The sequence below is a fragment of the Roseburia sp. AF42-8 genome (assembly GCF_003435965.1).
Classification (GTDB): domain Bacteria; phylum Bacillota; class Clostridia; order Lachnospirales; family Lachnospiraceae; genus Roseburia_C; species Roseburia_C amylophila.
This window is the reverse complement of record NZ_QTVB01000006.1, coordinates 1-20,000: the sequence shown is the minus strand read 5'-3', so window position 1 is coordinate 20,000 and position 20,000 is coordinate 1. Positions and strand designations below refer to the sequence as shown.

Annotated in this window: 18 protein-coding genes, 1 tRNA gene and 2 pseudogenes; 17 read left to right on the top strand and 4 right to left on the bottom strand. The window is 42.8% G+C overall.

The features are described from left to right. Positions 1 to 34: 34 nt before the first annotated feature. Entirely contained in the window at positions 35 to 382 is a 348-nt protein-coding gene (locus DW059_RS03975) for a hypothetical protein (RefSeq protein ID WP_242986097.1), read from the top strand. Then, the gene (locus DW059_RS03970) at positions 366 to 1,229 is read left to right on the top strand and encodes a DUF4300 family protein (RefSeq protein WP_242986096.1); all 864 of its coding nucleotides are present in this window, start codon (positions 366 to 368) and stop codon (positions 1,227 to 1,229) included. The genes DW059_RS03975 and DW059_RS03970 overlap by 17 nt, the downstream gene beginning before the upstream one ends. 156 nt (positions 1,230 to 1,385) lie before the next feature. Here the strand turns inward: DW059_RS03970 and DW059_RS03965 are convergent, their stop codons facing one another. The 3 genes and pseudogenes from DW059_RS03965 to DW059_RS03955 form a co-directional block, all read right to left on the bottom strand. Beyond that, entirely contained in the window at positions 1,386 to 2,294 is a 909-nt protein-coding gene (locus DW059_RS03965) for a TlpA disulfide reductase family protein (RefSeq protein ID WP_117697866.1), read from the bottom strand. A 34-nt stretch (positions 2,295 to 2,328) separates the two neighbouring features. After that, a pseudogene (locus tag DW059_RS17520) lies at positions 2,329 to 3,242 on the bottom strand (4Fe-4S binding protein). Next, positions 3,235 to 3,375 (bottom strand): CD1871A family CXXC motif-containing protein, encoded by a 141-nt coding sequence (locus DW059_RS03955; RefSeq protein ID WP_197420846.1) that lies wholly within the window; start codon positions 3,373 to 3,375, stop codon positions 3,235 to 3,237. Before DW059_RS03955 ends, DW059_RS17520 begins: the two are co-directional and overlap by 8 nt. 40 nt (positions 3,376 to 3,415) lie before the next feature. On the opposite strand from DW059_RS03955, the pseudogene DW059_RS03950 reads away from it, so the two are divergent. The 3 genes and pseudogenes from DW059_RS03950 to DW059_RS03940 all read left to right on the top strand — a co-directional run bounded on the left by DW059_RS03950 (position 3,416) and on the right by DW059_RS03940 (position 6,306). After that, positions 3,416 to 4,156, top strand: a pseudogene (locus tag DW059_RS03950) (response regulator transcription factor). Beyond that, positions 4,153 to 5,295 carry a sensor histidine kinase gene (locus DW059_RS03945; RefSeq protein WP_117697865.1) on the top strand — a complete coding sequence of 381 codons (1,143 nt, stop codon included), beginning with the start codon at positions 4,153 to 4,155 and terminating at the stop codon, positions 5,293 to 5,295. Before DW059_RS03950 ends, DW059_RS03945 begins: the two are co-directional and overlap by 4 nt. Positions 5,296 to 5,346: 51 nt before the next feature. After that, positions 5,347 to 6,306 (top strand): cation diffusion facilitator family transporter, encoded by a 960-nt coding sequence (locus tag DW059_RS03940; protein WP_158552013.1) that lies wholly within the window; start codon positions 5,347 to 5,349, stop codon positions 6,304 to 6,306. A gap of 74 nt (positions 6,307 to 6,380) precedes the next feature. Here the strand turns inward: DW059_RS03940 and DW059_RS03935 are convergent. Further along, a tRNA-Ser gene (locus tag DW059_RS03935) sits at positions 6,381 to 6,466 on the bottom strand. 181 nt (positions 6,467 to 6,647) lie between these two features. On the opposite strand from DW059_RS03935, the gene DW059_RS03930 reads away from it, so the two are divergent. The 12 genes from DW059_RS03930 to DW059_RS03875 all read left to right on the top strand — a co-directional run bounded on the left by DW059_RS03930 (position 6,648) and on the right by DW059_RS03875 (position 19,531). Then, positions 6,648 to 8,561 (top strand): OPT family oligopeptide transporter, encoded by a 1,914-nt coding sequence (locus tag DW059_RS03930; protein ID WP_117697862.1) that lies wholly within the window; start codon positions 6,648 to 6,650, stop codon positions 8,559 to 8,561. An 87-nt stretch (positions 8,562 to 8,648) separates the two neighbouring features. Next, positions 8,649 to 9,011: a PqqD family protein gene (locus DW059_RS03925; protein ID WP_022244312.1), complete on the top strand. Its 363-nt coding sequence runs from the start codon at positions 8,649 to 8,651 to the stop codon at positions 9,009 to 9,011. Continuing rightward, entirely contained in the window at positions 9,011 to 10,453 is a 1,443-nt protein-coding gene (locus tag DW059_RS03920; RefSeq protein WP_117697860.1) for an aminoacyl-histidine dipeptidase, read from the top strand. Before DW059_RS03925 ends, DW059_RS03920 begins: the two co-directional genes overlap by 1 nt. 108 nt (positions 10,454 to 10,561) lie before the next feature. Beyond that, positions 10,562 to 11,635: a 6-phosphofructokinase gene (locus tag DW059_RS03915; protein WP_117697946.1), complete on the top strand. Its 1,074-nt coding sequence runs from the start codon at positions 10,562 to 10,564 to the stop codon at positions 11,633 to 11,635. Between the two features lie 20 nt (positions 11,636 to 11,655). After that, positions 11,656 to 13,218, top strand: coding sequence for a DNA polymerase III subunit gamma/tau (gene dnaX / locus DW059_RS03910; RefSeq protein ID WP_117697858.1), 1,563 nt, complete (start codon positions 11,656 to 11,658; stop codon positions 13,216 to 13,218). A gap of 21 nt (positions 13,219 to 13,239) precedes the next feature. Continuing rightward, entirely contained in the window at positions 13,240 to 13,596 is a 357-nt protein-coding gene (locus DW059_RS03905; RefSeq protein ID WP_022244308.1) for a YbaB/EbfC family nucleoid-associated protein, read from the top strand. Positions 13,597 to 13,622: 26 nt separating this feature from the next. After that, positions 13,623 to 14,219, top strand: a complete 597-nt coding sequence (gene recR / locus DW059_RS03900; protein WP_022244307.1) for a recombination mediator RecR — start codon at positions 13,623 to 13,625, stop codon at positions 14,217 to 14,219. Positions 14,220 to 14,259: 40 nt separating this feature from the next. Next, complete coding sequence (locus DW059_RS03895) at positions 14,260 to 15,096, top strand: transketolase (RefSeq protein WP_022244306.1); 837 nt, start codon at positions 14,260 to 14,262, stop codon at positions 15,094 to 15,096. Further along, entirely contained in the window at positions 15,084 to 16,031 is a 948-nt protein-coding gene (locus DW059_RS03890) for a transketolase family protein (protein ID WP_117697856.1), read from the top strand. Before DW059_RS03895 ends, DW059_RS03890 begins: the two co-directional genes overlap by 13 nt. Positions 16,032 to 16,184: 153 nt before the next feature. Then, the gene (locus DW059_RS03885; protein ID WP_117697854.1) at positions 16,185 to 17,525 is read left to right on the top strand and encodes a LysM peptidoglycan-binding domain-containing protein; all 1,341 of its coding nucleotides are present in this window, start codon (positions 16,185 to 16,187) and stop codon (positions 17,523 to 17,525) included. Positions 17,526 to 17,606: 81 nt separating this feature from the next. Beyond that, positions 17,607 to 18,818, top strand: a complete 1,212-nt coding sequence (locus tag DW059_RS03880; RefSeq protein WP_117697852.1) for a DUF5711 family protein — start codon at positions 17,607 to 17,609, stop codon at positions 18,816 to 18,818. After that, positions 18,815 to 19,531 carry a CvpA family protein gene (locus tag DW059_RS03875; protein WP_117697850.1) on the top strand — a complete coding sequence of 239 codons (717 nt, stop codon included), beginning with the start codon at positions 18,815 to 18,817 and terminating at the stop codon, positions 19,529 to 19,531. The genes DW059_RS03880 and DW059_RS03875 overlap by 4 nt, the downstream gene beginning before the upstream one ends. Positions 19,532 to 20,000 lie beyond the last annotated feature (469 nt).

The following is a 20,000-nucleotide window of genomic DNA, read 5'->3' as shown; positions in this document are numbered from 1 at the left end:
CTGTAAAACATGATAAAAAAGAAAGAGGTATAGGATGATGAAGAAAAAATTAATCGCAATTGTAATGGGAATGGTATTTTGGGCTGGATTATTTGGAGGATGTGGACAGACAGAGGTGAAGCAGGATAATGCAATCACAAATAACAGCGAAGAAGAAACAGCAGAAGAAAAGGAATTAACAGGAACCATTGATGAGATAAAGGATTTTATGTTTGTTGTGACAGATGGGAATGATACTCCGTATAGTTTTACTTTTGAAGAAAAACCGGAGGGATTGGAAAATGTCAGCAATGGAGATACTGTAACAGTAAAATATACAGGAACAATTTCTGAGGTAGATCCGTTTGAGGGAGAGGTATTATCTGTTGAAAAGGCAAAATAAAATCAAAATAGCAATGAGATTGTCAGCAGCTATGGTATTCCTGTCCATGCTGCTGTGTGCCTGTACAGAAGCATCACGGAATCAGGAGATGCCGGCTGCAACATATATGGGAGGAAAAGACACCATTGCCGGAATTTGTGAAGAACTGGAATCAGCAGGAGCTTCCCATGTAGATACATTTCGGGAATGGACGACTGATTTCGCGGATACTGCCGGAAAAAATGCCGGACTGGAGGATGGCTGGTCAGATCCTGAAAAAATGAAAGCAGATATTGGAAAATGTATGGATGGCTGGGAACAGAACCATGATTATTCGGATGCTGATTGCAGAATGACAGCGTTTCTTCTGCTGGATGGTGTGCTCCGCGCAGAATCGACAGAAGGCAGCTATGAGGGTACCTACTTAATGTTTGATACAGAAGCAATAGATAATGTGGACAGGTATGAAAGTATAAAAGAAAATAAAAATATGTTCACCACGCTCTATGGAGAAAAAAATGTAACAGATGGCAGCCGTCCGGAAAATACATTTTCCGATAGCTGGAAACATTATGGATTTCAAGTGGATAGTGACAGGCTCTCTCTTCTTAGCATAGTAATATATGACCCATACTCGGATGTTGTTTTTGTGGGGCATACCGGTGTTCTGATAAAGTACAGTGACTATTATTTGTTTATAGAAAAGATTGCTTTTGAACAGCCGTATCAGGCAACAAAGGTGCATAATATGGATGAATTGCTCGATATTATGTCGCTAAGACCGGAGTATTTTGGAGAAGAGGGTGAAGCAGGTCCCTTTGTTTATTGTAATGGAGAATATCTCGGAACATTAAAGAAAAATATTTAAAAAAGTAAATATTTTACAACTTATGTTGAACTGGAGTAAAAATCAGATAGATGTAATTGGCAAAAAACCGCCGCCTCATCGTTCGGGAAAGAACGATGGGCGGCGGATATCATATAACCAGAATGACTGCAATGGAACTGCAGCCACAGGGGCGTTTTATTTATTGGCACCGTCAGCATCAATTACAGATTGAATCTGTTTCATCAGGGTATCGTAGTTGTCCTGATTATCAATTCCACCGAGCATCGGATCGCCCACAATATTACCATTTCTATCGACTAAAATTGTGGTAGGGAATGCCATAATATCAGAAGCATATTTACCTGCATCTGAAGCAGAGTCAATGGAAAGATTGCGGTATGCTGCCCCCTGGCTTTCCAGAACAGCTGCAGCTTCTTTGATGGCATCCTCGTTTCCATCAAAGGTTTCTGTATTGATTCCAATTACCTCTCCTCCCATGGATTTGATTGTATTATTTAATTCATTAAGTTTTGACAGCTCGGCAACACAAGGCTTACAGCCGGTAAACCAGAAATTAACGACAGTTACTGCATTTCCGGAAAACAGGCTTTCGTCAACAGAATTACCATCATAATCCTGACCGGAGAAATTCCTGAAAGGAGAGGTATCGTCAGAATTATCCTTCTGGGAGGCATTGTCGGATGCTGTATTGTCCTTTTCGATTGCTGCTATCTGTTCCTCGATTTTTCGAATCGTTTCAATATCATCTGTAAGAGTTTTTAATTCATCTTCTGTAAATGAGTCTTTATTTGATTCGACGGCGGCAGCCAGATAGTCGGCGTAATTTCCGCTTGGATCAGCAGTACTTTTATTCATCATGCCAAATACTTTGTTCCATGCATCTTCATGATCAGCAAAGAGCTGATTCTCCTGCTGATATAAATCATCCAGCGTAGTGTTGGAACTGCCGGAAACTTCAGTGCCGGCTTCGGTCTGGGTATCGCGGGAAGCTTCTGTGTTTGAAGTTCCTTTTCCGCTACAAGCTGTAAACAATAATGCTGTACAGAGGGTAAAAATAGAAATAACGGTTCTTTTTGTTTTCATGAATAATTTCTCCTTTGAATAATTGATAATAAAATTAATGGTTACTTTTTGGAATATTGTTGTCTACGGATGCTCTTTTTTCGCATGGCATGCCCATAAACTGATAGTGGATGGCATCTTTAGGGCAGGCTTTTATACATGCTCCGCATCGTATGCATTCCGGATGATCCGGGGTCTTAAGCACATCAACATCCATTTTACAGGCATTGGAACATTGACCGCATCCGACACATTTACTGTTTTCAACCTTAATTTTAAGAAAGCTGACCTTGTTAAACAGTGAGTAGATTGCCCCGAGAGGACAAATCCATTTGCAGAAGGGTCTGTAAAACAAAATACTTAACACAACAACTGTAATTAAAATAAGGCATTTAAAAGAAAATAGCTTTCCCAGTGCAGATCGTATGGCAACATTTCCCAGTGAAAGAGGTATAGCCCCTTCCAGAACGCCTTGAGGACAAATGTATTTGCAGAAGAACGGATCCCCCATCCCAATGGAGTTCGTTACAAACATTGGCAGAAGTATAACGAAAACAATAAGGATAAGATATTTCAGGTATCTTAGTGGTTTCAGCCGGGCTGTAGAAAATTTTTCCCGGGAATTTTATGGATTAAATCCTGAAACCATCCAAACGGACACAAAAAACCACATATAAATCGCCCAAGTGTCACACCCAGTAAAATAAAAAATCCTGTTATGTAGTATGAAAATTTAAATCGCGATGAACCGACAACTGCCTGAAAAGCTCCGATAGGACAGGCTCCGGATGCAGCGGGACAGGAATAACAGTTTAATCCGGGTACACATACCGTTTTAGCACTGCCCTGATATATTTTACCCTTGAATAAATTGGGAATATGAATATTAGTAAGCAGCGTGGCAGCTGCCTGTATCCATCCACGTATTCCGGCAGCTCTTTTTGATATTATTTTTTTATTCTTATCCAATTCCGACACACTCCAGACATAATTTTATTGCTTTGCCAAGTACGGCAGCTGCTTCACCTCTGATTGCACCATAGCTGACCATAGTGATACCGGTGATAAGCAAGGCAATTTGAGATATTTTTTGACACTTCAAGATATTGTTGCTCCTTTCATTTATTGAATTTATTGACCTGCTGACCTGGGTATTATACAATAGCAGTTGTAAAATTTTTGTTAAGAAACAGGTGAAAGCTTTTGAGATTATTAATAGTTGAAGATGAGAAACAAATATGCGACACAATTGCAAAAAGTCTGTATGATGCCGGTTACGAGGTGGATACCTGCTATGACGGGGAAGAGGCACTGGAATGCATTCTGGCGGAGGATTATGATTTGATTGTTCTGGATCTGAATCTGCCGGGTATGGATGGAATGGACATTTTAAGGGAACTTAGACAGAAAAATGAGGAGACGAAGGTCCTGATATTATCTGCAAGAGGACAGATTGCCGATAAGGTTGAGGGACTGGATGCAGGTGCAAACGATTATATGGAAAAACCGTTTCATTTGCAGGAACTTGAGGCACGTATCAGAAGCCTGACAAGAAGAAAATTTGTGCAGAAGGATATATGCCTGGAAAGTGGTGAAATTAAGTTCAATACGATAAGACGCGAGGCATATGCAAAAGGGAAAATGGTTCCCCTGACAAGAAAAGAAAATGGTATTCTGGAATACCTTCTTCTTAATCTTGCAGACCGGTCAGCCAGGAGGAACTGATAGAACATGTCTGGGATGCATCCGTGGATAGCTTTAGCGGCTCCATCAGAGTGCATATGTCTTCGCTCAGAAGAAAACTGAAGTCCGTGCTTGGATATGATCCGGTTTTGAACAAGGTGGGAGAGGGGTATAAAATACGAGAGGAGTCCGATAAATGAGAAGAATGTCGTTGCAGTGGAGGCTTACCTGTATCATTACATTATATATTGCGGTTATATGTGGATGCCTGACTATGCTGGTCTATAAAAACGGTGTGTATTATATGGAATCCCTGCAGGAGACTGTTGATGCACAGGGAGATGGGAATGGAAATGAATCAGACGAAATATATATCAGTATTCCGGAAGACAAGTGGGACGAATTTGCAAATGATTTTTCGGTCCAGGTATACAACAATAAGACGGATTACAAAAAAAGCAGCCTGATAATTTCAGCTTTATTGGCACTTCTTGGTGGAGTGGCTACATATTTTATAAGTGGGCGTGCCCTCAGACCGATTAGAGAGTTTTCGGATAAAATCGAAGAAGTACAGGCACAGAATCTGGCAGATTCACGGATAGAAGAGAATCAGGTGAAAGAACTGAACCAGCTTAGTGCTTCATATAACAAAATGCTGGAACGCCTTTCGGATGCCTTTGAGATACAAAGACAATTTACCGCAAATGCAGCACATGAGCTTCGAACCCCACTGTCTTTAATGCAGGTACAGCTTGATTTATATAATTCCACCGGACATCCGGGCAATGATACGGATACTTTACAGACGATAAAGATGGTTACGGAACAGAATGACAGGCTCAGCAGGATGGTAAAGACACTTCTTGACATGAGCGAACTTCAGACGGTGGGAAGAGATGAGAAAATTGCAGTTGACGCTCTCATTGATGAAGTGCTGGCAGATTTGGAACCTCTTGCACAGGAAAAAAATATAAAGCTTGCTGGAAAATGCAAGAACACAACAATGGTCGGAAGTGATATTCTTATTTACAGGCTGGTATATAATCTTGTTGAAAATGCAATAAAATATAATCATTCAGGTGGACAGGTTACAGTTACTGCGTATCAGAAGGAAAAGCATGTTTATCTGTCAGTAGAGGATACAGGAAGCGGAATCCCGGAGGAACTACGGGAGCGCGTGTTTGAACCATTCTTCCGTGTGGATAAATCCAGAAGCAGGGAACTGGGGGGCGTAGGTCTGGGACTTGCTTTGGTTCATGAAATTGTGAGAGTGCATGATGGCAGTATAACAGTTAAGGCCAGTCCGTCTGGAGGGACGATTTTTGATGTGATTTTTTAAAGAGAATATATCTGATGTGCTTTTGAACAGCCAGAAATGGGAGGAAAGAAAATGCTGGAACGAAAAATAGTCCGTACAGCCAATGAAGATTTACCGGTAATTAAGGAAATGAATGCAGCCAGTAAAATGAAACTGGAAAAAAGAATGATAAACCTGTCCTTTATTGGAAGCGTACTCTTTGTAGTAGCAGAAGGAGTTATGGCATATATCAGTCATTCCCATGCAATATTGATGGACTGCGTATTTGATGTGACAGATTTAATAATGATAGGACCGTTTCTGGTGCTGGTGCCACTGTTATACCGGCCGGTAACGGAACGCAGACCATATGGGTTTTCCCAGGTGGAATCTTTATTTCTGGTAATCAAGTACAGTGTGCTTTTAGTAGTTACCATCCAGCTTTTAATTGACAGTGTTCAAAGCATCCTGCATGGCGGACATATGGTAAATGCCAGCCAGCTTGCAGGCTTTGAGTTTGGTGTATTTGCCGGCTGCCTTGTCATTTATTTCCTGCTTCATTATTTCAGTAAACGGTATGCATCCGTAGTGGTAAAAGCGGAAATGTATAACTGGAAACTGGATGTAGTCAGCAGTTTTGGCGTATCCGCCGCATTCTTCGGACAGTTCCTGCTGCAGAAGACACCGTACGAATGGCTGACACCGTACATAGACCCGGTAGTGGCAATTGTGATGGCATTAATCTTAATTGTAGAACCGGTGAAAATGATATTGCATGGACTCAGGGAGCTGGTGCTCTTTGCACCGGAGCAGGAAGTTATGGACCAGATACGTTCCATAGCAGAACAATATATGCAGACCTGTTCCTATACGATAGAATTCTTAGATGTCATCCAGACCGGACGAAAAACCTGGGTGGAAATATACATAGACAGTCCCAATGATATTATTACAATGCAGTCCCTCACCAGAATCAGAAATGGAATCCGGGAAGAATTAAAGAAATACTTTGATCAGATTTATGTGGAACTGATACCGGATTTGCCGGAATAAAAATAATACCGGACACAGGTGCCGGAGTGTATAAAAAGTGCCGATGGAATATTCCACCGGCACTTTTTATGAAACGGAGATGGCGGGATTCGAACCCGCGTGCCCCGGAGGGCTAACGCATTTCGAGTGCGCCCCGTTATGACCACTTCGATACATCTCCAGATAAAAAAGAGTGCATACACTTTGTTGGATTCGTGTGGTAAAGTGTTTTGCACAACAACATATATATCATACAATATTTTCCTGCCGGATGCAAGCAGATTTCATTGACAGACCCGGCAAATGCCCGTATAATATTATTTATATTGGTTATAGTGACCATAAGTAGGAGGATTAGACAAATGAATAATGAAAAAGAGTTCAAGCCGTATATTCCGGCAGACAAAGTTTTGCCGGAGCTTACGCCAATCTCTATTATTCTGGGTATCCTGCTGGCCGTAGTTTTCGGTGGAGCAAATGCATACTTAGGACTTAGAGTAGGAATGACAGTGTCGGCATCCATACCGGCAGCGGTAATTTCCATGGGAATTATCCGCGTAATTTTAAGAAGGGACTCCATTCTGGAGAATAACATGGTACAGACCATCGGTTCTGCCGGAGAGTCTCTTGCAGCAGGAGCAATCTTTACACTTCCGGCTCTGTTCATGTGGGCAGAGGAAGGTGGCACAAGCATGCCATCTTTAGTGGAAATCGCATTGATTGCATTAATCGGTGGTGTTATCGGAGTTATGTTTATGATTCCACTTCGTAGTGCGTTAATCGTACAGGAGCATGGAAAGCTTCCTTATCCGGAAGGAAAAGCATGTGCAGAAGTGCTGGTAGCCGGAGAAGAAGGCGGAGCAAAAGCAAGTACCGTATTTGCTGGTCTGGGAATTGCAGCAGCATACAAATTCATCACAGATGGTTTGAAAGTATTCCCGAGTGAAGTGACTTATGAAATCAAATCTTACAAGGGTTCCGGAATCGGAATGGATGTACTTCCGGCACTTCTTGGAGTTGGTTATATCTGTGGAGCCAGAGTATCTTCCTACATTTTTGCAGGTGGAGTAATCGGCTGGTTCGTACTGATGCCGTTAATCGCACTCTTTGGCGCAGACCTTACCATTTTCCCGGCAAGTGTTCCGGTATCTGAACTTGGCGCAGCAGGAATCTGGTCAAACTATATCCGTTACATTGGGGCAGGAGCAGTTGCTGCAGGCGGAATCATCAGTCTGGTAAAGAATCTGCCACTTATCGCAAAGACCTTCCGTCAGGCATTAAAGAGCTACGGAAGCAAAGGAAATGGCGACAACAGCCGTCTCAATAAAGATATTCCAATAAATATCGTAATTCTTACGATTGGAATCATGGCTATTATCATGTGGCTGGTTCCGGCAGTTCCGGTAAGCCTTCTTGGAGCAATTATTATTGTAATCTTCGGATTCTTCTTTGCAACCGTATCATCCAGAATGGTTGGTATCGTAGGAAGTTCTAATAACCCGGTATCCGGAATGGCAATTGCAACACTGCTTATCACAACTATGATTTTAAAAGCAACCGGAACCATCGGAATGCCTGGAATGGTAGCTTCTATTGCAATCGGTTCTGTCATCTGTATCATCGCAGCAATCGCCGGAGATACATCACAGGATTTAAAGACCGGTTATCTGGTAGGAGCAACACCTTGGAAACAGCAGGTTGGTGAAATCATCGGTGTGGCAGCGTCCGCTATTGCAATCGGTGGAGTATTATATCTGTTAAATGCAGCATGGAGCTATGGTTCCTCAGCAATCCCTGCACCGCAGGCAACCTTGATGAAGATGGTAGTAGAAGGAGTTATGGGCGGAAACCTTCCTTGGGTACTGGTATTTGCAGGCGTTGGTATTGCAGTAGTAGTAGAAATCCTTGGAATTCCGGTATTGCCATTTGCAGTAGGTCTTTACCTTCCGATTTACTTAAGCACACCAATGATTGTTGGTGGATTAATCCGCTTATACTTCGATAAGAAGAAGGGTGAATCTGAAGAAGAGAAGAAACACAAAGTGGAAAACGGAGTGCTTTACTCATCCGGCCTGATTGCCGGAGAGGGTCTGGTAGGAATACTCCTTGCAGTCTGCGCAGTCATTCCATTCAAGGGAGAGACCTTTGCAGATGCATTTAACTTATCTGCAATATTCGGCTTCAGTTTAGGAAACATTGGCGGACTGGTATTCTTTGCATTACTTGCCGTAACTTTAATCCTTTTCATCCGTGGAAAGAAGAAAAAAGAAAATTAAAAACAGAATCAAGTAGTTCTTACATCTGCCGTCTTGCGAAAAGGCGGCAGATGTTTTATACTGCTAGCGAAGATAACAGGAGGCAATATGGCAAAGAAAAAAGACAATTATTTAGATTATATCCCACGTCCGAATACATTATTTGAATGTAATAAGAACAAAGATGGCAAAATAGAAATAAAAATGCATAACAAAGGTGTGTTTAACAAAATCGCACAGGTGTTATTTAAGAAACCGAAATACAGCTATATCGAGCTGGATGAATTCGGCAGCTTCGTGTGGGAACAGATGGATGGAAAGAAAACCATCTATGAGATTGGTACACTGGTAAAAGAAAGATTCGGTGACAAGGCAGAACCTCTTTATGAGAGACTGTCCCAGTATATCAAGATTCTGCATAACAACCATTTTATCGTATATGAGAATAAATTAAGAAAGAAGGAATCATAATGAGCGCATTAGCAGGCTTAGAACCAAAAGAGGTATTTCATTATTTTGAAGAAATCAGCAATATTCCCCGTCCATCCTATAAAGAGGAGAAAATCAGCAATTATCTGGTAAACTTCGCAAAGGAACGGAACTTAGAATATTATCAGGATGAAGTAAAAAATGTCATTATCATCAAAGAGGCAGCACCGGGCTATGAAGATGTTGCACCGCTGATGATTCAGGGACATATGGATATGGTGTGCGAGAAAGAACCGGGCAGCACCATCGATTTTGAAAATGACGGACTGACACTGGAAGTAAATGGAGATTATATCAGTGCAAAGGGAACAACCCTTGGCGGCGACGATGGAATTGCAGTTGCATACGCACTGGCAATCTTAGACTCTGACAGCATTGCGCATCCACGTATCGAATTTATCTGTACCGTGTCCGAAGAGGTTGGCATGGAAGGAGCTGTAGCACTGGATGTTTCCCACTTGAAAGCAAAAAAGCTTCTGAACCTGGATTCCGAAAATGAAGGAATCATGCTGGTAAGCTGTGCCGGTGGATGCAGCACCGTATGTGAACTTCCGGCGGAATGGGAAAAGAGCGCAGGAAATCTTGTTTCTATTCATGTGGCAGGATTAAAGGGTGGACATTCCGGCGTGGAAATTGACAAAGGAAGAGCCAACTCCAACATTTTGCTGGGAAGAATTCTTTTGGAATTAAAAGATGAATATCATTATCAGATAGCAGCATTATCCGGCGGAAATAAGCAGAATGCCATTCCAAGAGAAAGTGCAGCAGAGCTTATGGTACAGGAAGATGCCACACAGCTTGTCCATAAAATAGAAGAAATTGCAGAGAAAATCACCCATGAATTTTCCACCAGTGACCCGGATATCCAGATATCCGTAGCAGTAGAAGAAAACTGTGAGAAGGAAGTATTAACAGAAGCTGCAGCAAGAAAAACAGTGCTTTTAATCAACCTGCTTCCAAATGGAATTCTTCGCATGAGTGATGACATCAAGGGACTGGTAGAGACTTCTTTAAACCTCGGCGTTCTGACTCTGGAAAAAGATAAGCTGACTCTGCAGTATGCCGTAAGAAGTGCAGTGGGAACCGCAAAAGAATATCTTTTGAAACGTATTGCTGCGCTGGTGGAAGAGTTTGGCGGAAGAGTCACCAATACCGGTAATTATCCTGCGTGGGAATACCGCAGGGATTCTGTACTCCGGGATGATATGGTCCGCATTTTCAAGGAAATGTATGGAAAAGAGCCGACCGTAGAAGCAATTCATGCCGGACTTGAGTGTGGCATTTTAGCAGGTAAGATTGACGGACTGGATGCTGTCTCCATCGGACCCGATATGATTGCCATTCATACCACAGAGGAGAAATTAAGCATTTCTTCCACAAAGAGAGTATGGGATTATATCCTGAAAGTAATTGCCTGTAAATAAATTGCTTAAGCGGGCATTATAGCTTGTACCCTAAAAAAAAATATATTATAATATATTCTGGATGTGTGGGCGTATGCACAACAATAAGCAAAGAAAGGGATGCAGCAAATGAAAAGAATAGGTATGTTGACCAGCGGCGGAGACTGTCAGGCATTAAATGCAGCAATGCGCAGCGTGGTAAAAGGATTAAGTCATAATGTGGATGAGTTGGAAATCTACGGTTTTTATAATGGTTACAAGGGATTGATTTATGGCGATTACCGCCTGCTTACATCAAAGGATTTTTCGGGAATCCTTACCAAGGGCGGAACCATCTTGGGTTCTTCCAGACAGCCATTTAAACTGATGCGTGTGCCGGATGAGAACGGGCTGGATAAGGTGGAAGCAATGAAGCAGACCTATCATAAACTGAAACTGGATTGTCTGGTAATCCTTGGCGGAAACGGAACACAGAAGACTGCCAATCTCCTTCGGGAAGAAGGATTAAATGTCATCCATCTGCCGAAGACCATCGACAATGATATCTATGGAACAGACATTACCTTTGGTTTCTATAGTGCAATCAATGTAGCATGTGCAGCTATTGATTGTATACACACAACAGCAGCATCCCATAATCGTGTCTTTATCGTAGAAGTCATGGGACATAAAGTGGGCTGGCTGACCCTGTACGCAGGTGTTGCCAGTGGAGCAGATATCATATTACTGCCGGAAATCCCATATGATATTGATAAAGTCATCGAAGCAATAGATAAGAGAACCAGGGATGGAAAAGGCTTTACCATTCTTGCAGTAGCAGAGGGTGCTATTTCCAAGGAAGATGCAGCACTTTCTAAGAAAGAATACAAAGAGAAGTTAAAGAATTATAAATATCCGTCTGTATCCTATGAGATTGCAGACCAGATTGAGAAACGCAGTGGCACCGAAGTACGTGTAACCGTACCGGGCCATACCCAGCGCGGTGGCAGTCCATGCCCATATGACCGTGCACTCTGTACACGACTTGGTGCAGCAGCAGCCCAGGCAATCATTGATGAAGATTACGGATATATGATTGCGATGATTAATGATAAGACAAAGCGTGTTCCACTGAAGGATGTGGCTGGCAAGTTAAAGACGGTTGACCCGGGCTGCCAGATGATTAAAGAGGCAAAGACCATTGGAATCAGCTTTGGAGATTAAGAGAAGCGAGGATGGAATAGATGTCATACATGGCACTTTACCGTAAGTTCCGCCCACAGGAATTCGCGGATGTCAAAGGACAGGAGCATATAGTAACAACCTTAAAGAACCAGATAAAGGCAGACCGTATCGGCCATGCATATCTGTTCTGTGGAACGAGAGGAACCGGTAAGACAACCATCGCAAAAATATTTGCCAAGGCAGTCAACTGCGAACATCCCGTAGATGGAAGCCCTTGTGGAGAATGTGCAAGCTGTAAAGCAATTGCGGCAGGAAGTTCCATGAATGTTATCGAAATTGATGCGGCATCCAATAACGGTGTAGATAATATCCGTGAAATCCGGGAAGAGGTAGCATACCGCCCGACAGAAGGAAAATACAAAGTTTATATCATAGACGAGGTGCACATGCTCTCCATCGGAGCCTTTAACGCTTTGTTGAAGACCCTGGAAGAGCCGCCTTCCTATGTCATTTTTATACTGGCAACTACGGAAGCCCATAAGATACCGATTACGATTCTTTCGAGATGTCAGCGGTATGATTTCCGGAGGATTTCCATTGAGACCATATCAGACCGCCTGATGGAACTGATGGAAAAGGAAAATGTGGAAGTGGAAGAACGGGCAATCCGCTATATTGCCAAAGCGGCAGACGGATCCATGCGGGATGCCTTAAGCCTTTTAGACCAGTGCATCGCCTTTTATCTGGGACAGAAGCTGACCTATGACCATGTGTTAGAGGTGCTGGGTGCAGTAGATACGGAAGTCTTTTCTAAATTACTGCGGAAAGTGCTGGCAGAAGATGTGGCAGGAGCCATTTCGCAGTTAGAAGAGCTGGTCATCGAGGGAAGAGATTTAGGACAGTTTGTCAATGACTTTACCTGGTATTTAAGAAACCTGCTTTTGTTAAAAGGCTCAGACGATATGGAAGAAGTCTTAGATATGTCTTCTGAGAACATGGCACTTTTAAAAGAAGAAGCCCGGTTGGTAGAAGCAGATGTACTGATGCGGTATATCCGGATTTTCTCCGAGCTGTCCAATCAGGTAAAATATTCTTCCCAGAAACGAATCTTAATTGAAATCGCAATAATTAAATTATGTAAACCTGCAATGGAGACCAACATGGATTCCATTACAGACCGGTTAGCAAAGTTAGAAAAGAAGATGGAGCAGGGAATTCCCATGGCAGCACCGGTGAATACCGCGACACAGCCGGCCGAGGCAGCAGCACCGGTCAGCCGTCCGCCAATGCCAAAAGCAATCCCGGAAGATGTGGAACAGATTGTAAAGAACTGGAATTCCATTCTACCGAAGATGAGCGGCGTGGTGCGCACCTATCTTAAGTCGGCACATTTAAGTCTTGGCGGAGATGACCGTCTGATGATTGTATTGGATGACCCGGTTGCAGCAGGCTACGTGGAAGAGGAAGACCACAGAAATGAAATCCGACAGGTGATTTCTGATTATATAGAAAAAGAAGTGGAGATTCAGATTCAGCAGAATCAGTCGAATCGTCCGTTTGAAGAATCCTATGTGGATTTGTCACAGATAATCAATATGGATATAACCATTGAAGATGAATAAAATACAGGAGGAAATGGAAACATGGCAAAAAGAGGCGGAGGATTTCCGGGCGGAATGCCGGGAAATATGGGAAACCTTATGAAACAGGCACAGAAGATGCAGCGCCAGATGGAAGAGGCATCCAAGGAGTTAGAGGAGAAAGAAGTAACAGCCGCAGCAGGTGGCGGTGCAGTTGAGGTTACAGTCTCCGGTAAGAAAGAAGTAACCAAAGTAAAGATTGATCCGGAAGCAGTTGACCCGGATGATGTAGAAATGTTAGAAGACATGATTATGGCAGCAACCAATGAGGCACTGCGCCAGATTGAAGAATATTCCCAGCAGTCCATGTCCAAGATTACCGGTGGCATGGGTGGACTTGGCGGCGGATTCCCATTCTAATCAGCTGAAGGAGAAGAGGAAGCAGAATGGACTATTACAGCAGTCAGATAAGCCGTCTGATAGAACAACTTTCCGGCTTGCCGGGAATTGGACCAAAGTCGGCGCAGAGACTGGCATTTCATATTTTGAATATGCCGGAAGAAAATGTGGAAAAATTAAGTCGTTCCATATTAGATGCAAGACAGAATATACACTACTGCAAAGAGTGCCTGACCCTGACCGATGATGAACTCTGCCCGATATGCAAAAATCCCCAGCGGGATCACAGCGTAATCATGGTAGTAGAGGACACCAGGGATCTGGCAGCTTATGAGAAAACTGGAAAATATGAAGGAGTATATCATGTACTTCATGGGGCAATATCTCCGATGCTTGGAATCGGACCGAATGACATTAAGCTCAAGGAGCTGATACATCGGCTGGAGGGTGATGTAAGAGAAGTCATCATCGCCACCAATTCAAGCTTAGAGGGAGAGACAACAGCAATGTATATCAGCAAGCTGGTGAAACCGACTGGAATCAAGGTCTCAAGAATTGCCAGCGGCGTCCCTGTGGGAGGGGATTTGGAATACATTGACGAGGTAACATTACTTCGCGCGTTAGAGGGACGTGTGGAGTTGTAATGGATACAAACAAGCTTATTCATGAGAAAGGTTAAGTAAAATGACGAATGCAGAGTTGGAAAAAAAGGCAAATGAAGTAAGACAAAGTATTGTTACGGCATTGCACAGTGCAAAATCCGGACATCCAGGCGGATCACTTTCCGCAGCAGATATTATGACATATCTGTATTTTGAAGAGATGAATGTGGATCCGAAGAATCCGAAGATGGCAGACCGCGACAGATTTGTGCTGTCGAAAGGACATGTAGCTCCGGCATTATATTCTGTACTGGCACACAAAGGATATTTTCCGGTAGAAGATCTTGTGACACTGCGTCATACAGGTTCTTATTTACAGGGACATCCGGATATGAAACATATTCCGGGTGTTGATATGTCTGCAGGTTCCTTAGGACAGGGATTGTCCTGCGCAGTAGGAATGGCACAGGCTGGTAAGATGGATGATAAGGATTATCAGGTATATGCAATGTGTGGTGATGGTGAGATTCAGGAAGGACAAATCTGGGAAGCTGCCATGTGGGCAGGCGCACATCACTTAGACAACCTGACTGTAATCGTAGATAACAATAACCTTCAGATAGATGGAACGGTAGAAGAAGTATGTTCTCCATATCCGATTGATAAGAAATTTGAAGCATTCAATTTCCATGTAATCAATATCAATGGAAATGATATGGAAGAAATCCGTAATGCCTTTGCAGAAGCAAAGAAAGTAAAAGGCATGCCGGTTGCAATCATCGCAAAGACCACCAAAGGAAAAGGAGTTTCCTTTATGGAAAATCAGGTGGGCTGGCATGGAAAAGCTCCAAACGACGAGCAGTACGAACAGGCAATGGAAGAATTGAAGAAAGCAGGTGAAGCATTATGTCAGAAGTAAAGAAGATTGCAACAAGAGAAAGCTACGGTAATGCTTTAGTAGAACTGGGCAGGGAACACACAGACCTTGTAGTATTAGATGCCGATTTGGCAGGTGCAACCAAGACGGAAATCTTCAAGAAAGCATTTCCGGAACGTTTCTTGGACTGTGGAATTGCAGAAGCAAATATGGCTGGAATCGCAGCAGGACTTTCTACCTGCGGTAAAGTTCCATTCATGAGCTCCTTTGCAATGTTTGCAGCAGGACGTGCTTATGAGCAGGTGCGTAACGCAATCGGATATCCACACCTGAATGTAAAAATCGGTGCAACCCATGCAGGAATCTCTGTAGGAGAAGACGGTGCAACCCACCAGTGCTTAGAAGACCTTGCACTGATGCGTGAAATTCCTGGAATGGTAGTGATTAATCCGAGTGATGATATTGAAGCAAAAGCTGCAGTAAAAGCGGCATATGAACATGTAGGACCGGTTTACCTCCGATTTGGCAGACTTGCAATTCCTGTATTTAACGATAACGAAGATTACAAATTCGAAATCGGAAAAGGAATCGTCTTAAAAGAAGGAAAAGATGTTACCATCTTTGCAACCGGACTGGAAGTAAGCGAGACATTAGCAGCAGAGAAAATGTTGGCAGCAGATGGCATTGATGCAGAGATTATCAACATCCATACCATTAAGCCAATCGATGCAGAATTAGTTGCTGCATCAGCCACAAAGACAGGCAAAGTCGTAACCGTAGAAGAGCATTCCATCATCGGTGGACTTGGAAGTGCTGTATGTGAAGTCCTTTGCGAGAAAGCACCGGCCAAAGTGCTCCGCATTGGCGTAAATGATACCTTTGGCGAGTCAGGCCCGGCACCGGAACTGATTGCAAAATACGGACTGGATGCAGAAAGTATCTACAAAAAGGTAAAAGCCTTTGTAAAAGAAAACTAAAAAAGACAAAAAGGAAAGCTGTCACTGAAAAAGTGGCAGCTTTTTTCGTAAAAATCTGTCAGAAACTTCATTTTTCGCCATCCATGATATGGCAAAAAATCCGCCGCCTCTGTGTTATGGTTGTCCCAGGACAAGAGGAAAGGGGCGGCAGAAGTGATAGAGATTATACAACGGAAGGAAATAGAAAATTCAGCAACAGGAAATGCACCGGCAGGAAATACCGCAACAGGAAATATAGTGACAGAAAATAGAAGAACGAACGAGAAGGCGGAGGATACGGCAACGTTTCCACGAAATTTCCGCCAGATTGGGACGCCAGAGGGTGAAAAACACATTTTCATAGAAGATTATGTATACACCTATCTGCATCCGGCATTTCTCGGAATGAATGAACGGAGGGTATGCATTCTGGTGGGCAGAACCGAAACCCATGGCAAAAACACGAATATCTATGTAAATGGAGCATTTGAATTGCTGGAAATTGCATATTGTGGGACAGCTCCGGTTTTTCAGGAGAAAATCCGGACAGAAATATGCACCTTAATTAAACGCTATTTTGATGGAAGCACCCTGCTGGGCTGGTTTTATGATGAGAAGGGGACAGCACCCTGCCTGACACCGGAACTGGAACGGATACTGAAAAATTTCTTTGGGGGAAACAATAGGCTTCTGCTGCTGTCGGATTCCCTGGAAAAAGAAGAAGCGTTATACATATATGAAGATGGAGCCGTTCATAAAAAAGAAGGCTATTATATCTATTATGAACGCAACCAGGCGATGCAGGAGTATATGATAGTATCGCGGAAAGACACACCGCAGGAAGTGAAACCGGAGGAGGTCCGGGATGAGGCATTAAAAAACTACCGGGAGCTGGTCTTAAACAGACCAAAGAAGAATTTTCAACTGCCGGCATTTCATTCACTGGTTTATGGAAGTGGTCTTCTGGTGGTCATTGCAATTATAGTCGTCGGCATCAGCATGTTTAATAATTATGAGAAAATGAAGAAACTAGAAACTGCGGTCAGTGTCATGGAACAGAAAAATGATTCATCAGGAACAGACCCTGCACCGGATACGGAAACCCAGACAAAGCTGGTCATCGAGGACCTTGCGGGACAGGTAGAACCAACGGAAAAAGAGAATGCAGAAAACTTACAGGTTGCGGACAACACGGCAGCACCGGATAACATGGCAGCACCGGACAGCACGGCAGCACAGGATAGCACGGCAGCACCGGATAACACTGCAACACAGGATAACACGGCAGCACCGGATAATACATCTGACCAGGCAGCATCCGCAAGTACACAGCCCCGGTCCGAGGCGGAAATTATATTGCAGCAGGGCTATTATATCGTGCAGCCGGGAGACAGCATGATTTCCATCAGTAAAAAGATATATCAGGATGCTTCCCATGTGGCAGATTTGTGTGCGGCAAATGGGATTGAAAATGTCGATAATATAAAGGTTGGCGAAAAATTAATACTTCCATAAGAAAAAAATAATGCCGAAACATGGAATATAGGCTATAATCAATAGAAGAGTGAAGAGAACAGCAGGAGTTAAGAAACAGAAATGGCAGATAAAACACAGTTTCGTACCATCGAAACAGACGAAGAAGAACTGAATACCAAAATACGGAAACATCGTTTGAAAATAATAAAAATCATATTGTTGTTGCTGGCACTGGCAGCTGTTGCAGCATTGGGGATTTTCTTTTTTCAGAAATTGCGGAAATATAATAGTTACACGGTAGAAAAAAGCGTGGAACGTCAGGACACTGCTGGAAGCCAGTTTCTTGCATATGGAAATGGTTTTATCAAATATAGTAACGATGGGGCAATTTATACCGACGCCAATGATGAAGTGTACTGGAACCAGACCTATGAGATGAAAGAACCAATGGCAGATGTCTGTGAGGATTATGTGGCATTGGCAGATAGGGGCGGAACTGAAATCTATATCATGAATCAGGCGGGAATGCAGGGCAAAATTGAGACACCGATGAACATCTCCAGAATAAGCGTAGCCAACCAGGGCGTTGTGGCAGTATGGATGGAGAGTGACGGAGAGAATTACATCCGTATGTATGACCAAAATGGCAAAAATCTGGTGTCCGGCGCATTCTATACAGAAAAAAGCGGTTATCCGCTGGATATTTCCCTTTGCAATGATGGAAAGAAATTAGCAGTGTCCATGCTCACGGTCAATAATGGAGAAGTATGCAGCACAATCAAATTCTACAATTTTGGCTCAGTAGGACAAAATGAGATTGATTATATGGTAGGAAGCTTCGACTATCCGGATGTGATAATACCTCAGATAGAATTTACCGATAACAACCGTCTGGTGGCATTTGGCGATTCCAAAATTATTTTGTTCAGAGGTACCCAGAAACCGGAGCCGGATGATGAAATTACGCTGAACCAGGAAATAAAGAGTGTATTTACCAGTGAAAATTATATTGGCATCATTTACAATAATGATGTGCAGGCAGAATTCGATACCGAAAGCACAGAAGAAAGCCGCCATATGGAAATTTATAATACCGGTGGCAAACATGTATTGAGCAAGGATTTTACCATGGATTATGAAAATGTGGACTTCCTTGGAAATGGAGAAATCTGTATCCGGAACGCCACAGAGTGTCAGATTTACAATACATATGGTGTAAAGAAATTTTCCTATACATTTGATACACCGCTGTATGATGTGATTTCAGACGGCAGCCAGAATGGTTATATATTTATAATGGAAGGAACAACAGAGAAGGTAAGACTGAAGTGAATTGGTTATTGATATGTGTGATTGGAATCCTGGTAGTATGTGCCCTGGAGGGATACTTCCGTGGATTTATAAAAATAGTATTCTCCCTGCTTGCAATGATTATCACCCTTGCAGTGGTGTCGGTTGCAGCTCCAAAGATTACAACCTATATAGAAGAAAACACAGAGCTGGATGAGAGAATCACGGAGAAATGCTTAGAGCATGTGGAAAAAAATGCGCAGGACCGGCTGGACCGGGAAGCACAGGAGAAGTCCGAAGAGACCAGACAGCAGTTAGAAGAAAATGGTATCAGTGGCGGAGAACTGGATGCCCTTATGGACAAAGCGGCAGAAGCGGGAAGTGATGCGGTCCATCAGGCGCTGGCAGATAGCGGAGTTTATCAGGCAATGGCACAAAAAATCACGCATTTTATCATCAGCCTGATTGCCTGCATAGTGACATATGTGGTGGTATATCTGGTTCTTCATATTATTTTGAATGTGCTGGATCTGGTGGTGAAGCTTCCGGTTCTGAAAGGAATCAACCGGTTCATGGGAATGTTGGCAGGCGGTGTGAAAGGATTTCTTATAGTCTGGGTGGCATTTTATCTGATACATATTATGGCAGCCACAGAATGGGGCACGCGGCTGGTGACATATATCGGAGAAAATGAGTTCCTCGCATTCCTCTATCAGCATAATCTTCTGGTACAGATATTTGCCGGGATTTTCTAAAATGTATAAAAAATTTAAAATGACATAAAAATATCAGCAAATAGATATTGTAGGATGAAAAAACAGAATCCACAATATCTATTGCTTTTTGTTAGAAACCACAAACCGCCTGAAAAAAGTGTGTAAAAAAACCGAAAAAAGGGTGTTGACATCCCGAAAATGACGTGCTATTATAAAACTCCACCGCGCAGAAAACACCTGTTGCGGCGGGAGATAAGAATTTAAAAAATGAAAAAAGTTGTTGACAAAAGCTGACAGACATGATATTCTGTAAAAGTTGCAGGTCAGCAACAAAACACAAAGAACCTTGATAACTGAACAGTGAAATAACCTTGAAAGATTTTGAGAAAAACGTAATCAAAAGATTACAAAATCATTCAGGACAGCATCTCTATTCAATAGAAGAATGCGACCTAAAACAGTAAACTTTAGGATATTTAGCCAAGCTAGATTTCTGAAAGGACAAACA